Raw genomic sequence first — 14,276 nt, forward strand, 5'->3', positions numbered from 1 at the left:
GCGCCAAGCGAATCAGCGGATGAATGATCGGATGGGGATCGCCTTCCCGATCCGTCCGACCCACCCGATGAAGTCTGAGCCGAGCCAGATGTCCGCCGCATGCCCCGCGGAAGAGACATCGAACCCACGGGCTCCCGTCGCCCCCGCATGCCCCGCGGGGTCGGCTTCCCTCCCGTGGCCTCTCCGGGCCGCCGCCGCGTTCGCCGTGGCGGCGGCCCTCCTCCTTCCCGCCACACCGGCCTCCGCACAGGAGCCCTGGCCCGACGCGATCCCCACCGCCTGGCACCGCCAGGTCCACGCCGAGGCGCTCCTCACCGCACCACCACCTCCGAACCCGGTCACTATCTGCGTCGTCGACACGGGGGTCACTCCAACCCCCGACCTGGACATCACCGCCCGCTACGCGTTCGACGGAGGAACGCTCGACGACATCACCGCAACCCCCGGCGAACCCGGCCACGGCACCACCGTCGCCCACTTCGCCGCCGCCGCAGTCAACGGCTGGGGAGGAGCGGGGATCTTCCCCCACGCCCGAATCGCCTCAGTGCGAGTGTTCCCCCAAGACGGAGGAGGAGCCAAGTGGCAGGACTACATCACCTCTTTCGATAGATGCCAGCGGATAGACCGACGGACGCGCGTGGTGCTCATGGCGCTAGGCGGACAGAACATCGAGCCGACTGAGGCGGACGAGCTCGAAAACAAGATTCGTCGCGCTCGCGAGCTGGATGACACGTCAGTCGTGGTCGCGGCGGGAAACGGAGCCGCGGCCGTTGATTTCCCTGGGCGCTTTCCGGCGGCGTTCACAGTGGCCGGCGTAGATAGCTCGAATGGCTATTGCGTGTTCACCGCGCGCGGGGAGATGGTTGATATCGGTGCGCCCGGCTGCGGGCTGCCCGCCTCCGGCTGGGATGGCGCTCCTCGAGTCTTCGACGGCACCAGCTTCGCTGCACCAATGGTCGCGGGCGCCCTTGCTGGAATTCGGGCTTACCGGCCTGCTGCGACTGCCGCTGCGGCTGAGGAGCTACTCATCCAGCATGCGTCCGCCAACGGGGTGATGGACTTGTCTTTCCTCACGGCGGTCGCGCCGCCGTCTCCTAGATCCCCACCCATATCCGACGTCTCGGCATCACGACCCCTGGATGTTCAGGGGCGTCATAGGACCGCGCGCTTGGGGCCACCTATTGCAAGGTGTGCTCGCCCGGCGTCGCCTCGAGGAGTTCGCTCGCTGATCGTCGATCGGCGTGCGCCTCGTGTTCGCATTCAAGTCCGCAGGCCTAGCGGCGAGACCCTTCAGAAGACGCGAAGTCCGATCCGTCTGTGGCGACGACCGGCGGCGCGTCTGAAGGTGCGTTTTCGGCTCGGGCGAGTTGTTTCCAGATGGACGCTCGTCAGGTGTTAGGCAGAAATCCTTGAGATAGGACTTCGAGATGACGAGGCATCCCCGGTGTTGGGGGTGCGGGGGTGCGCAGCGCGGGTGTTGTTGCTGCTGACTGGTGCTAGTGGTCTTTGGATCCCGATCCTGTCGCTGCGAAGCGAGGCTGCGGCGGCGTTTCAAGTCCGTGCGTGCGATGGCGTCCAGAACCGCTCCTGGGTCGTCGCGACGTCGTCGACAGCATGGTTTGAGACGAGCACGAACTGTGGGCAAACGGATTTCAATCCGTACGAGACGGCGTTGTCGGGACTAGGTGTGGCGGACGCCCTCGGAGCACATCAGACCCTCTCGGACGGACGCTTCGCGGAGATCCGGTTTGGCGCTCCGAGTGGGACGACCATCAGGCGCGTCTCGCTGTTTCGCGACGTGGGAAATCGCGACGACTACTGGAAGCCCTACGCGCGTGTCGACAGCTCAGACGTTTCAAGCGAGAGCTGCGTGCGGCCGATCGGCCAGGCTTACTGCCGCCTACTGGGAACCTTTGACTCCGAATTCGCGGGCGCGGGGTCAGTGGCCTATGGCTTGAGATGCGTGACGGTGTGGGATTCATGCCCGAACGGCGTGACGCTGCACGAGGCGTGGGTGGTGGTTCGTACCGCGACGGTGACGTTGGAGGACTTGGAGGCTCCGGTGGTTGGGACTCCCGTTGCGAGTGGGTTGGCGGATGGGGCGTGGCATCGGGGGAGTGGGGTGGTGACGTTCGATGCTTCGGACAACACTGGCGTTCGGGAGCGGCGGTTGGTGGAGGGGGCCGTGGAGCGGGCGGTTTCGGTCGCTCCGGGGGCTTCGGCGGGTGGTTGTGGGCAGCCGGGTGTGGGGGAGGCGTACTCGTACACGCAGCCTTGTCTTGGGTCTCGGGGGTTGAACGGGGTTCGGGCGGTTCCCGTTCCCGATGCCTGTGCTTGGGGGGATGGGGTTCACTCGATCCGGGGTTCGGCGACGGACACCGGGGGGACTCGGGCGGTGAGCTCGGCGGCGGTGAGCGTGAAGGTGGACTGCACCGGGCCGGTGGTGGATCTCGGGCCGCGCGAAGACGTCAGCGTGGATGCCGGCTCTCTCGTAGAGCCGGTGCTGTCCGCGATGGATGCTCGGGTGGGTGTGGCTTCGACCGAGACGCAGGTTCAGGTTGGGACGGGGGAGTGGACCTCTCATGGCGAGCCGGTGGTTGCTCAGGCCGGGTGGTGGTACCGGTTCAGGGCTCGGGCGACGGATTCGTTGGGGAACGTGAGTCCCTGGAACACGTCGGCTTGGGTGATCGGGCAGCGGGTTGAGCCCTCTGGCTCGATCGAGGAGCCGGTGACTCCGGTGGAGAATGCGGTGACAGCGGCGGTGGCGCCGGCGGACGGAGCGCCGGCGGTTGTGGTTCCGGAGGTGGCGGTGGAAGCGCCGACGACGCCGATCGCGACCGCGGCGACGCGGCTGACCGCGACGGCGAAGCTCGTGAAGCGTGGGCGGACACGGTGGGTGAGGGTCACCGGGACGGCTCCGAGGGCATTCGTGTGGCGCGTCTTCATCACCGTCCGCCTGAAGGGCAGAAAGACGCTCAAGACGACGACGACAGCGCGGTTCGGGCGGTTCCGGAAGACGATCCGTGTGGCTCAGAACGCCAGGATCCTGTCCATCTCGGCAAGAACAGCCGGCGGAGGGCTTGCGCTGACCCCCCTCGGGTAGAGATCATCAGCACATGGCCGTCGGGCCGCTGATCATCAAAGCGGCGATCGTCGCGCTTCTCGCGGCGACGATCTGGTGGTCCTTCTTCGGGCCCCCGCCCGAGGAGAAGGACATGGGGACGGCTCGCCTGTGGGGCGCCGCGGCGGGCGTCCTGTACCTCGCCGGCATCTACGCCCTGTTCTCCGAACGCGACAGCGCCCCGTTCCTCGTCGGCCTCGGCGTGCTCGCCCTGTGCGTGGCCTTCTGGTACGCGAGAGGCGACGACGGCGGAGGCGGCGGCGGGGAGGACCCGGACGACGGGGACGGCCCGCTCGACTGGGACGAGTTCGACCGGGCGCGGCGCGACTGGGAGCGCCCGCTCATCCCGACCTAACTGCCACACTCCCGCGGGCGATGATCGCTCGCCAGGACGCCCTCCAAGCCCTCGCCCAGGAGCACTTCGACGTCGTCGTCGTGGGCGGCGGCATCACGGGCGCGGGCTGCGCGCTCGACGCGGCCACCCGCGGCTACAGCGTCGCCCTCGTCGAGAAGGCCGACTTCGCCAGCGGGACGAGCAGCCGCTCGTCCAAGCTCGTCCACGGCGGCCTGCGCTACCTGCAGAACTTCGACCTCGGCCTCGTCCGCGAGGCGCTGCTCGAACGCCAGCTCATGGTCGCGCTCGCGCCGCACCTGGTCCATCCGCTGCCGCTCGTGGTCGCCGCGTTCGACGGCCAGCGCCCCGACCGCATGGTGGGGATGGGCCTGAACCTCTACGACGTCATGGCTGTCGACCGCCTCCGCTCACGTCGACCGAGACGATTCCGCACGAACAGCGCGGAGGAGCCCGCGGAGTGGAGCCCCGACCGCCACCGGATCATCGCCGGCGACGAGGTCGTCCGCCTGATCCCGGCGCTCGAGCAGCGCGAGCCCAGCTCCGGCTACCTCTTCTACGACTGCCAGACCGACGACAGCCGGCTCGTGCTGACGGTCCTCGGCGAGGCCGAGCGCTTCGGCACCGTCATCGCCAACGGCGTCAAGGTGCTCGAGCTGGTGGAGCGCGACGGCCGCGCCCGCGGCGTCCAGGTCGAGGACGTCCACACCGGCGACACCTTCGCGATCGAGGCCGACACCGTGATCAACGCCACGGGCGTCTGGGCCGACCGCCTGCGCCCGGAGGAGCTGCACGACGAGGCCGAGGTGCCGATCATCCGCCCGAGCCGCGGCACGCACATCACGTTCGCCACGGAGGACCTGCCGCTCGTCGCCGGCGCGATCGTCCCGGCCGGGGGCGGGCGCAGCATCTTCGCCCTGCCCTGGCTCGGCCGCACGCTCATCGGGACGACCGACAACGACTACGACAGCGACGAGCTCGACCACATCCCGCCCGGCGCCGAGGACATCGAGTACCTGCTCGAGGCGACCAACAGCTACTTCGGGACCAGCCTCGGCCCGACGGACATCACCGGCGCCTACGCAGGCGTCCGCCCGCTCATCTCCACCGGCGACCCCAAGAAGTCGGTCGACATCAGCCGCAAGGCCGAGCTGTACGAGACGAGCAGCGGCATGATCACCATCACCGGCGGCAAGCTCACGACGTGGCGCCGGATGGCGAAGATGGCCGTGGACCGGATGGTCGAGCGCGACAACCAGGACGCGCCGTGCCGGACGCACGAGATCCCGCTCGGGCTCGCGGTCTCGCCGGACGAGCTGCCCCGCGTCGAGGGCGTCCCCGAGCACACCTACGGCGCGCTCGCCGGCCGCTACGGCCACGCCGCCCACGACGTCCTGCGGGTCGCGGGGGAGCGGGGGGAGCTGGCCCAGCCGATCGTCACGGGACTTCCCGACCTCCTCGCCGAAGCCACGTTCAGCGCGCGCCGCGAGCAGGCGGGCAGCGTCGCCGACGTCCTCCTCAGACGCACGCGCCTCGGGCTGCTCGCCGCCCGCGAGCTCCTCGACGACGACGCCGCCGCCGTGCGCCGCGTCGCGGAGGCCCTGGCCAGGGAGCACGGCTGGGACCAGCGGCGCATCGACGACGAGGTCGGCCGCTTCAGCGCCGAGGCCGCGGCCGAGGGCATCGTGGTCGGCGCCGCCTGAGCGACGTCGGGCCGTCCGGCTACCCTGCGCCGCGCGCAACTTCCCCCGACCTGCGCTGTTGCGATCGTCCAATGCGCCGTCTCGTCCCCGCCGCCCTGCTCCTCGCCGCCCTCGCCGCGCCGGCGACCTCCCACGCCGCCTGGTTCCCGGCCGAGGTCATCGACGGCCCGAACGCCGACCTCGTCTCGGTCGGCGACGTCGACATGAGCCGCGACGGCGTCGGCGCCGCGATCTACCTCAAGCGCGACCAGGGGGCCGAGCACGTCTTCATCAGCCGCTTCCAGGACGGCGCGTTCCTGCCGCCCGAGCGCGTCGACCAGGGCCTCGCTCCCGCATCGAGCCAGCCCGTCGTCGCCACCGGCTTCGAGGGGCGCATCGCGCTCGCGTACGTCAACGGCGGCAAGCTCTGGACCCAGGTCCGGCCGAAGGGCGCGACGGGCTTCGCGGCCCCGACCGCGATCGCCGAGGGCGCGATCAGCAACCCCTCGATCGACCTCTCGGTCAACGGCGCGGTCTACGTGACGTGGACGCAGGGCGGCAACGTCTGGGCGGCGCGGGCGAACCGCGACACGGCCCAGTTCACCGTCCTCCCGGCGCCCGTCGACGTCGACCAGAGCAAGTCCGCCGGCGAGGGCGCGCGCAACCGGTCCGAGGTCGCGGTCTCGGCCGACGGCAGCGCGGTCGTCGTGTGGGGCGAGCAGGGCGGCGACGGCAAGAACCACGTCTACGCCCGCCGCCTGTTCGAGCTGCGCCTGTCGCAGTCCCCGCAGGACCTCAACGTCCCGGACGTCAACGGCAGCACCGCGACGGACGCCGACACGCCCGACCTCGACATCGAGGACGACTCGAGCTACGCCCAGGTCACGTTCCGCCAGCAGACCGCCGGCGGTCCGCGGCTGCTCGTGCGCCGGCTCGTCGGCTCGTCGTTCGACGCGCCGAAGGTCGTCGACGGCGGCTTCGCGGGCTCGCGGGCGCGCATCGACATGACCGGCCGCGGCGAGGCGCTCATCGGCGGCACCGGCGCCGCCAACGAGGCGCTGCTCGGCACGCTTTGGGAGCAGGACCTGCGCTCCGTCGTCCGGCTCGACGGCGGCAACGGCGTCGACCCGCTCACCGCGCCGGCGCTCGGCGAGAACGAGGACGGCGGCGTCATCTGGATGCAGGGCGGCTCGGCCGCCGACGCGGTCGTCCGCGGGCGCTTCTTCGACAGCGGCCGCCAGGGCCTCAGCGTCCAGACGCCCGAGCCGGACACGACGCTGTCGAACCCCGCCTTCGGCGCCGTCGACCCGTCGGGCGGCCTCGACGCCGCCGCCAGCCGTGCGGGCGACCTCGCGGCCGTCTTCATCCAAGCCACGCCCGACGGACAGCGCCGGCTCGTCGCGGGGGTCTACGACAAGCTGCCGAGCCGCGCGATCGGCTACACGACGACGAACAAGCGCCGTCTCGAGCGGCTGCGCTGGAGCTCGTCGATCAACGTCTTCGGCGCGGTCACCTACCGCGTCCTCGTTGACGGCCAGCCGATCGGCGACACGCTCGTCCCCGAGCTCGTCGTGCCCGAGGGCACCGTCGCCGACGGCACGCACGAGTGGCAGGTGCTGACGATCGACCGCCGCCTGCAGCAGGCCGCGTCGGTCGAACGCCCGCTGCGCGTCGACAACACCCCGCCGAGGCTCTCGGTCCGGACGCGCAAGCGCGGGCGCACCGTCACGTTCACCGTCAGCGCCCGCGATCGCGGCACGGCGCCGAGCGGCGTGAACCGCAACGTCATCGACGTCGGCACCGGCGAGTTCGTCCGCTTCGGGACCAAGTACGTCCACACGTACCAGCGCAGGGGCCGCGTGAACGTCCGCATCCGCAGCATCGACAAGGCGGGCAACGTGGCGCGGGTCGACAAGTCGATCCGGGTGTAGTCCCCGTGCGGGTCCGCGCCGGGTCCCGTACGTACGAGCTCGGCGAGCGCCCGTGGCTGATGGGCATCGTCAACGCGACGCCCGACTCGTTCTCGGACGCCGGCCGCTACGCGACGCTCGACGCGCGGGTGGAGCGGGCGCGAGAGCTGCTCGCCGAGGGCGCCGACCTCATCGACATCGGGGGCGAGTCGGGCATCACGAACCGCCCCGCGGTCGAGCCCGACGAGGAGATCCGCCGCGTCGTGCCGCTGATCGAGCGGGTCGTCGGCGAGCTCGGGGCGCTCGTCTCCGTCGACACGTACAAGCCGGCCGTCGCCGAGGCGGCGGTCGCGGCGGGCGCGGCGATCGTCAACGACGTCAGCGGCCTGCGCGACCCGGCGCTCGCCGACGTCTGCGCCCGCACCGGCGCCGGCCTGGTCGTCATGCACACGCGCGCCGCGCCCAAGCAGCGGCTGCAGGACCCCGACCACTACGCGGATGTCACCGCGGACGTCGTCGGGTTCCTGCGCGAGCGCATGGAGGTGGCGCTCGACCGCGGCGTGGACGCCGAGCAGCTCATCCTCGATCCCGGCCCGGACTTCGCCAAGACGCCGTCGCAGACCATCGAGGTGCTGCGCGCGCTGGAGGAGGTGCTCGCGCTCGGGCGGCCGGTGCTCATGGCGATCTCGCGCAAGGACTTCATCGGCGCGCTCACCGGGCGCGCGCCCGCGTCACGCGGAGCGGGGACGCTCGCCGCGCTCGCCGACGCCGCCGACCGCGGCGCGCACATCTTCCGCGTGCACGACGTCGCGGCCGCGGCGGACTTCCTCACCGTTCGCCAGGCGTTGCGCGGCGAGGGCCCGGTGGACCGCGAGCTGCGGCTCACCGAGGACATCCGTCACGAGCGCGGCTGACGGCGTTTGAAGCGCTTCGTCGTCACCTGCGACAGCGCGGCGTCGACGTTCAGCGCGCCCGCGCCGACCTGCCACGCCGCGTAGGGCTGACCCGTCAGCCCGGTCGAGTCGGCGCCGCACGCGAGGAACGGCGTCGCGCCGCACGGGAAGTCGTAGAGCGCATCGATCGCGGTCATCGGCGTCGCCGTCTCGACGAGGAGCTTGCGCACCTCGTCGGGAGTGAGAAACCGGCCGAGGCGCTGCTTCGCCGCGCCCTGCACGACCGCGATGGCGCCGACGACGTGCGGCGCGGCCATGCTCGTCCCCGAGAGCGGCGCGTAGTAGAGCTCGGCCTCGGGCTTGGGCGGAACGCACGACGGCAGCTCGGCCGACGCGCCGCAGGTCAGGCCCGCGACGCCGTTGAGCGACCGCGCCGCGCGGATGTTCGTCCCCGGCGCCGCGAGCGTCGGGCGGTAGTCGATCGTCATCGAGCCGTCGACGCTCGTGCGCGGCACCGGGTCGCCGCGCGACGAGCCGAGGTTGAGCGGCTGCGCCCCCGCGCCGCCGGGCGCGTCCTTGCGCGTGTTCGTCACGCTCATCGCCCACGGCGCGACGCCGTACGGGTTCATCTTGCAGGCGTCCGCCGCGCCCTGAGGCGAGCAGTCCGACGCGCCCTCGGGATCCGTGCCCGGCCCGGTGCCGCTGTTGCCGGCGCTGAAGACGGGGAGGATGCCGGCGTCGTGCAGCGCCTTCGTGGCGACGTTCATCGGGTCGGTCGCGTCGAAGCGCGCGCCGCCGCTCGGCCCGAACGAGTTGTTGACCGCGGTGACGCCGAGCTCGGGATGCGCGAGCAGCCAGTCGTAGGCCTCGAGCGCGTGGAACGTCGCCGCGGCGTCGCCGATCGACAGCCCGACGAGCGAGGCGCCGGGCGCGACGCCCGTGTAGTAGCCGTCCGACGCGGTGCCGTCGCCGGCGACGATGCCGCTGACGTGCGTGCCGTGCCCGCCGCTCGTGTCGGTCGTGCACGCGACCGGGCACTCGACGTACGTGTGGAAGACACCGGTCGTCGCGATGCCGTCGGTGCCGAGCACCTTGACGTTGCGCACGACGCGATCGCGCAGGTCCGGGTGGAGCCCGTCGGTGCCGGTGTCGACGACGGCGACGGTCGCGCCGCGGCCGTCGAGCCCGGCGGCCAGCGCAGACGCGCGCGGCTGCTCGCCGCCGAAGACGAGCGGCGCGGACTCGTGCAGGTGGAACGCGAGACGGCGATTGGCGGTGACCGAGCGCACGCCGCGGACACGCCGCACACGGGGGAGCAGCCGCGCCGGGCCGCTGACCGCGGCGAACGGCAGGCGGCGCAGCGCGCGCACGTCGAGCCCGAGCCGCTCCGCCCGCTTGGCGAACGCCGTGCGGGTCGTCTTCGCGGTGTCGAGGCGGACGATCCGCTCGGCCGCGGGGGCGGGTGCGGCGGCGACCGCGAGGGCGGCGAGCGGGACGAGGACGAGCGGCCGGACGCGCATGGGAAGGGATGTTCCGTCTTCCGGCTCGATAACGTCTCAGTTGGTTCGCCGCTCGCTGTCCAACGCGGTGCGGACGCCCACCGATCCCAACCCCAGGAGGACCACCATGGCCGTTCTGTCCCGCTCCGCCCTCGAGGACAGCCCCCTCGCCGATCTGCACGTCATCGCCGGCGAGCTCTCGATCGACGGCTTCCGCCGTCTGCGCAAGGCCGACCTGATCGACGCGATCATCGCCCGCCAGAGCGGTGAGGAGCCTGCCGACGAGGCCGTCGAGGACGTCGTCGAGGACGCCGTCACTGACGAGGAGGCGGAGGACCGCAAGCCGCGCCGCGGGCGCCGCGGCGGCCGCGGCCGCTCGCGCCGCAACGGCGACGACGCCGAGGCCGAGGCCGACGCCGTCGCCTCGTCCGACGAGGACACGGCCGACGTCGAGGAGGAGGCGGAGGAGGAGCGCAAGCCGCGCCGCTCGCGCGGTGGGCGCGGCCGCAGCCGCGACGCCGACCGTGAGGAGGCCGCCGAGGAGCCCGCCGAGGATCGCGTCGCCCAGGGCGTCGTGGAGCTGCTCGGCAACGGGTCCGGCTTCCTGCGCGTCTCGCCGCCGGAGCCCTCCGACGACGACGTCTACATCTCCGCCGCCCAGATCCGCCGCTGCGAGCTCGTCTCGGGCGACAAGGTCACCGGCCCGGTCCGGCCGCCGCGGCGCTCCGAGCGCTACCCGTCGCTCATCCGCATCGACACGATCAACGGCACGCCGGCCGACGAGGTGTCCGAGGGCACGCCGTTCGACGACCTGCCGGCGACGTTCCCGACCGAGCGGCTCGCGCTCGGCGCGGAGGACCCGACGCTGAAGGCGATCGAGTGGCTCACGCCGCTCGGACGCGGGTCGCGCGCGACGATCGTCGGCCCGGCCCGCGCCGGCAAGTCGGAGGCGCTGCGCCGCCTGGCGGGCGCGCTGGCCGAGCAGGAGGGCCTCGACGTCAGCGTCGTGCTCGCCGGCGTGCGGCCCGAGGAGATCGCGGAGTGGAAGGCGATCGGCATCGCGCCGGTCAGCGTGCTGTCGCTGTCGGCGTCGCCCGACGCGCAGGCGCAGGCGATCGAGCGCGCGGTCGACACCGCCAAGCGCGTCGCCGCCCGGGGCGGCAACGCGGTCGTGCTCGTCGACGCGCTCACCTACGTGCACGCGCCGCAGGCGCGGCGGCTGCTCGCGGCCGCGCGCAACATCGTCGACGGCGGGTCGCTGACGATCGTCGCCACGGCCGACGCGCCGGTGGGCGGCGAGACGACCGTCATCGCGCTCGACCAGGCGCTCACGAGCACCGGGCGGTTCCCGGCGCTCGACCTCGTCGTGTCGGGCACGCTGCGGCCCGAGCTGCTGGTGGGCGACGCGGGCGCCGACGCGATCGGGCAGGCGCGCGCCGCAGCGCTGGGCTAGGGAACCGGTTCTACGGGCGGGCTCGTCGCGCGTACGCCACGCGCGACCAGCTCGGCTCGGGGGCGAGCTGGATGGGCTCGTCGTTGCGGTCCGGCTGCACGTAGGCGAACTGCAGCGACCGCTCGTCGAACGCGATCGACAGCTCGCCCTCCTTCACGCGCTGGTCGAGCCAGGCGGACCGGAAGACGAGCCGGCGCAGCCAGTGCACGAGCGATCGGTCGGCCGGGCCGACGAGCTCCGGCCAGCAGTCGTTGACGTGGTCGCCGAGGCCGGAGGCCGGCTCGGAGATCTCGCCGTTCACGGCGAGGTTGACCAGATCCTCGCGCTCGTGATCGCCGAGCGGTTCGCGGACGAACCCGAGCTTCCGGGCCGCCTGCTCGCAGCGTTCGCTGAAGTCGCGCTCGTTGAACGTGAAGCGCAGCTCCCCGTACTCGAGGACGAAGTCGTCTCCGCTGTCGTAGTTTCCGCGCTTCGTGGTGTCCATGGGGAAGTGAGTGCGCCGGGCGATGGCGTCGCTGAAGGCCAAGGGGACGGCTGTCCCTGTGCCCGGGGCGTCGGCATAGTAGGCGCGGATCCTTCGTCATTTCGCGGGCTGAAAGGGAAGTTGCATGGACCTCCAGGGCAAGGCCGTCGCCATAACGGGAGCAACCTCGGGGATCGGGGAGGCGACTGCGCTCGCGTGCGTGCGGGCGGGGGCGAGCGTCGCGCTGGCGGGTCGCCGCTCGGACCGTCTCGACGCGCTGGTCGAGCGGATCGCGGACGAGGGCGGCCGCGCCGTCGCGCTGCCGACCGACGTCACCGTCGAGGACGAGGCCCGCGCGTTCATCCAGCACGCGTACGAGCAGCTGGGCGGCCTGCACGGGCTCGTCAACAACGCGGGGCTGATGCTGCTCGGCCCGGTGACGAACGCCGACGTGAACGAGTGGCGGCAGATGATCGAGGTCAACTGCCTCGGCCTCCTGTACTGCACGCACGCCGCGCTGCCGGTGATGGCTGCGGGCGGGGGAGGCCACATCGTGAACGTGGCGTCGGTCGCGGGGCGCCGGGCGCGGCTCGGCAGCGCGGTCTACAACATGACCAAGTTCGGCGTGGTCGGGTTCTCCGAGGGGCTGCGCCAAGAGGCGCTGCACGCCGGCATCCGCGTGACGGTCGTCGAGCCGGGCTACGTCGACACCGAGCTGCAGGGCCACAACACGAACCCGATGGTCGTCGACGCGATCGGCAAGGTGCGCGAGCAGATCGGCGAGGACGGCCTGCTGCAGGCCTCCGACATCGCCGACACGGTCGTCTTCGTGCTGTCGCAGCCTGAGCGGGTCAACCTGTCCGAGGTCATGGTCGTGCCCACGCGGCAAGCGGGCTGAGCCGGCCGGGGGCGAGTCCGCGCCCCCGCTCGCCTCGTGTCGTCATGAGCGACGATGCGAGCACGATCCTGGTCGTCGAGGACGATCCCGCGACGCGGGCGTTCCTCGCGGACAACCTCAGCGCGGACGGCTACGCGCTGCTCATCGCCGACACCGTGCGCGACGGCTGGCGCCTGCTCGACGCGAAGTTCCCCGACCTCGTGCTGGTCGACGTGTCGCTGCCCGACGGCTCGGGCCTCGACCTCGTCCGGCGGCTGCGCGAGGCCGACGGCGTGACGTCGCGCGTCGACCCCTCGACGCCGGTGCTGCTCGTCAGCGGCCGCGGCACCGAGCTCGACCGCCTGCGCGGGTTCGAGCGCGGCGCGGACGACTACCTCGTGAAGCCGTTCTTCTACAGCGAGCTGCGGGCGCGCGTTGCCGTCCACCTGGCCCGCTCGCAGTCGCGGCCGGGCCAGGGCCGCGTCCGCGTCGGACCGCTCGAGATCGACCCGTCGACGCGCGAGGTCCGCGTGCGAGGTGACCTCGTGGACCTGTCGCAGAAGGAGTACGCGCTCCTGCGCGCGCTGGCCAGCGAGCCGACGCGCGTCTACACCAAGGAGGAGCTCCTTCGATCGGTGTGGGGGTTCAGATCGCTTGGCGTCACTCGAACTTTGGACTCCCACGCGTGCAGGCTTCGCGGGAAGCTCGGCCTGCACGGGGATCGCTTCGTCATCAACGTGTGGGGCGTCGGTTACCGGCTCGTCGACGGGGTCCTCAGTCCGGGCACGTCACGCGATTGACCTCGATGTCGAGGGAGAACGAGTCGGGGACGTCGTCGCCGTCGGTGTCGATGCCGCGCCAGTGCTCCATCTCGTGGATGCGGATGGTCTGGGAGGCGTCGAGCTTGCCGTCGACGTACGCGAAGAACATGTCGTTGTTGACGTGGTTGCGCGAGAGCAGGACGCCGCCGTCGACGACACGGCCGCCGAACGTGCCGGTGTCGGCGCTGCCGCGCTCGACGTAGGTCGGCCCGATCCCGTCGACGGGGACGGCGGTGCCGAAGAAGCGCTCGATGCCGCGGGAGTGGAAGAACGTGTCCGTCGCGACGAACGAGCCCTGGAACGTGACGCCGCCGCTGACCAAGTACTCCTTGCCCTCGAAGCACGGGAGGTCGGTCACGACCATCGGAGCGAACGTGTCGGTGAGCTTCACGTGCCCGGTCTCGACCGGCCCAGCCGCACGAGCGGACGGCCCTCCCACCGCCAGCACGAGCAGCGCGGTCAGGCACGGCACCTTGAGCAGCCGGGACATGGTCCCTCCGATCCGTCGCTTGCGCCGACGCTACACCTCGGCGGGCGGGGCGGAATGGGACGATCGTCCCCGTGTGGGCGGGGATCGACGTCGGCGGGCGGGCGAAGGGGTTCCACGTCGCCGTGCTCTCCGGCGATGGGGTGGTCTTCGGCCCGTCGCGCGTCGGGGGCGTCGGCGAGGTCGTCTCGCTGATGCGGTCGTGGGCGCCGGCGGTGATCGGCGTCGACGCTCCGTGCGCGACCGCTCCTCCGGGCGCGACGGTCCGCGAGGACGAGCGGGCGTTGGCGCGCTCCGTCTGCCGGATCCGGTGGACGCCGTCGCGCGACAAGCTCGACGGCAACCCGTACTACGCGTGGGTGCTCCACGGGCTCGAGCTGCACGCGGCGCTCGCCGGCGGTCCGTGGGAGGTCCTCGAGGTGTTCCCGACGGCGTCGTGGACGGTGTGGGGCGGCCCGCGCGGCGGTCGTGGGCGAGGAGCGTGGTCCGCCGAGGTCCTCGACCGGTTCGCCTTGCACGGCCTGCCGGATCGCCGCCTCGGCCAGGACGACCGCGACGCCCTCGCCGCGGCGTTGACCGCGCGCGAGCACGCGGCGGGGAGGACGCGGAGCTTCGGAGAGATCGTCGTCCCCGCCGGAGACCCGCCTCTCGATCACATCTCGCGGCGGGAGGGGGCGAAGTCGCCCCTTTCCTGACCTCTTCATCGGTGAACCACACC

Annotated in this window: 13 protein-coding genes; 10 read left to right on the forward strand and 3 right to left on the reverse strand. The window is 72.0% G+C overall.

Annotated elements, in window-relative coordinates:
* The first annotated feature begins 88 nt into the window (after positions 1-88).
* The 6 genes from AC1UE4_RS02425 (at position 89) to folP (ending at position 7,979) form a co-directional block, all read left to right on the forward strand.
* Entirely contained in the window at positions 89-1,399 is a 1,311-nt protein-coding gene (locus AC1UE4_RS02425; RefSeq protein ID WP_482918189.1) for a S8 family peptidase, read from the forward strand.
* A gap of 75 nt (positions 1,400-1,474) precedes the next feature.
* The gene (locus AC1UE4_RS02430; RefSeq protein ID WP_482915627.1) at positions 1,475-3,103 is read left to right on the forward strand and encodes a hypothetical protein; all 1,629 of its coding nucleotides are present in this window, start codon (positions 1,475-1,477) and stop codon (positions 3,101-3,103) included.
* Positions 3,104-3,116: 13 nt separating this feature from the next.
* Positions 3,117-3,476: a hypothetical protein gene (locus tag AC1UE4_RS02435; protein ID WP_482915628.1), complete on the forward strand. Its 360-nt coding sequence runs from the start codon at positions 3,117-3,119 to the stop codon at positions 3,474-3,476.
* A 20-nt stretch (positions 3,477-3,496) separates the two neighbouring features.
* Positions 3,497-5,176, forward strand: coding sequence for a glycerol-3-phosphate dehydrogenase/oxidase (locus AC1UE4_RS02440; protein WP_482915629.1), 1,680 nt, complete (start codon positions 3,497-3,499; stop codon positions 5,174-5,176).
* A 71-nt stretch (positions 5,177-5,247) separates the two neighbouring features.
* Positions 5,248-7,086: a hypothetical protein gene (locus tag AC1UE4_RS02445; RefSeq protein ID WP_482915630.1), complete on the forward strand. Its 1,839-nt coding sequence runs from the start codon at positions 5,248-5,250 to the stop codon at positions 7,084-7,086.
* Positions 7,087-7,091: 5 nt separating this feature from the next.
* Entirely contained in the window at positions 7,092-7,979 is an 888-nt protein-coding gene (gene folP / locus AC1UE4_RS02450) for a dihydropteroate synthase (protein ID WP_482915631.1), read from the forward strand.
* On the opposite strand, the gene AC1UE4_RS02455 is transcribed toward folP, so the two are convergent.
* Positions 7,964-9,478: a S8 family serine peptidase gene (locus tag AC1UE4_RS02455; RefSeq protein WP_482915632.1), complete on the reverse strand. Its 1,515-nt coding sequence runs from the start codon at positions 9,476-9,478 to the stop codon at positions 7,964-7,966. The genes folP and AC1UE4_RS02455 overlap by 16 nt on opposite strands.
* A 106-nt stretch (positions 9,479-9,584) precedes the next feature.
* Here AC1UE4_RS02455 and AC1UE4_RS02460 point away from each other — a divergent pair, with 106 nt between their 5' ends.
* A complete protein-coding gene (locus AC1UE4_RS02460; protein ID WP_482915633.1) occupies positions 9,585-10,910 on the forward strand; it encodes a Rho termination factor N-terminal domain-containing protein in 1,326 nt (441 codons plus the stop codon).
* Between the two features lie 10 nt (positions 10,911-10,920).
* On the opposite strand, the gene AC1UE4_RS02465 is transcribed toward AC1UE4_RS02460, so the two are convergent.
* Complete coding sequence (locus AC1UE4_RS02465) at positions 10,921-11,394, reverse strand: hypothetical protein (RefSeq protein ID WP_482915634.1); 474 nt, start codon at positions 11,392-11,394, stop codon at positions 10,921-10,923.
* A gap of 124 nt (positions 11,395-11,518) precedes the next feature.
* On the opposite strand from AC1UE4_RS02465, the gene AC1UE4_RS02470 reads away from it, so the two are divergent.
* The gene (locus AC1UE4_RS02470; protein WP_482915635.1) at positions 11,519-12,271 is read left to right on the forward strand and encodes an SDR family oxidoreductase; all 753 of its coding nucleotides are present in this window, start codon (positions 11,519-11,521) and stop codon (positions 12,269-12,271) included.
* 44 nt (positions 12,272-12,315) lie between these two features.
* Positions 12,316-13,050, forward strand: a complete 735-nt coding sequence (locus AC1UE4_RS02475; RefSeq protein ID WP_482915636.1) for a response regulator transcription factor — start codon at positions 12,316-12,318, stop codon at positions 13,048-13,050.
* On the opposite strand, the gene AC1UE4_RS02480 is transcribed toward AC1UE4_RS02475, so the two are convergent.
* Entirely contained in the window at positions 13,025-13,561 is a 537-nt protein-coding gene (locus AC1UE4_RS02480) for a hypothetical protein (RefSeq protein WP_482915637.1), read from the reverse strand. The two genes, AC1UE4_RS02475 and AC1UE4_RS02480, sit on opposite strands and share 26 nt — an antisense overlap.
* A 71-nt stretch (positions 13,562-13,632) precedes the next feature.
* Between AC1UE4_RS02480 and AC1UE4_RS02485 the strand changes: the two genes are divergently transcribed.
* Positions 13,633-14,253: a DUF429 domain-containing protein gene (locus AC1UE4_RS02485; protein ID WP_482915638.1), complete on the forward strand. Its 621-nt coding sequence runs from the start codon at positions 13,633-13,635 to the stop codon at positions 14,251-14,253.
* Positions 14,254-14,276: the final 23 nt, after the last annotated feature.

Source organism: Parviterribacter kavangonensis (assembly GCF_056863335.1).

Coding starts and splice junctions, on each gene's coding strand:
- AC1UE4_RS02425 (WP_482918189.1), top strand. CDS start 89: ATGTCCGCCGCATGCCCCGCGGAAGAGACATCGAACCCACGGGCTCCC.
- AC1UE4_RS02435 (WP_482915628.1), top strand. CDS start 3,117: ATGGCCGTCGGGCCGCTGATCATCAAAGCGGCGATCGTCGCGCTTCTC.
- AC1UE4_RS02440 (WP_482915629.1), top strand. CDS start 3,497: ATGATCGCTCGCCAGGACGCCCTCCAAGCCCTCGCCCAGGAGCACTTC.
- AC1UE4_RS02445 (WP_482915630.1), top strand. CDS start 5,248: ATGCGCCGTCTCGTCCCCGCCGCCCTGCTCCTCGCCGCCCTCGCCGCG.
- AC1UE4_RS02455 (WP_482915632.1), bottom strand. CDS start 9,478: ATGCGCGTCCGGCCGCTCGTCCTCGTCCCGCTCGCCGCCCTCGCGGTC.
- AC1UE4_RS02460 (WP_482915633.1), top strand. CDS start 9,585: ATGGCCGTTCTGTCCCGCTCCGCCCTCGAGGACAGCCCCCTCGCCGAT.
- AC1UE4_RS02465 (WP_482915634.1), bottom strand. CDS start 11,394: ATGGACACCACGAAGCGCGGAAACTACGACAGCGGAGACGACTTCGTC.
- AC1UE4_RS02470 (WP_482915635.1), top strand. CDS start 11,519: ATGGACCTCCAGGGCAAGGCCGTCGCCATAACGGGAGCAACCTCGGGG.
- AC1UE4_RS02475 (WP_482915636.1), top strand. CDS start 12,316: ATGAGCGACGATGCGAGCACGATCCTGGTCGTCGAGGACGATCCCGCG.
- AC1UE4_RS02480 (WP_482915637.1), bottom strand. CDS start 13,561: ATGTCCCGGCTGCTCAAGGTGCCGTGCCTGACCGCGCTGCTCGTGCTG.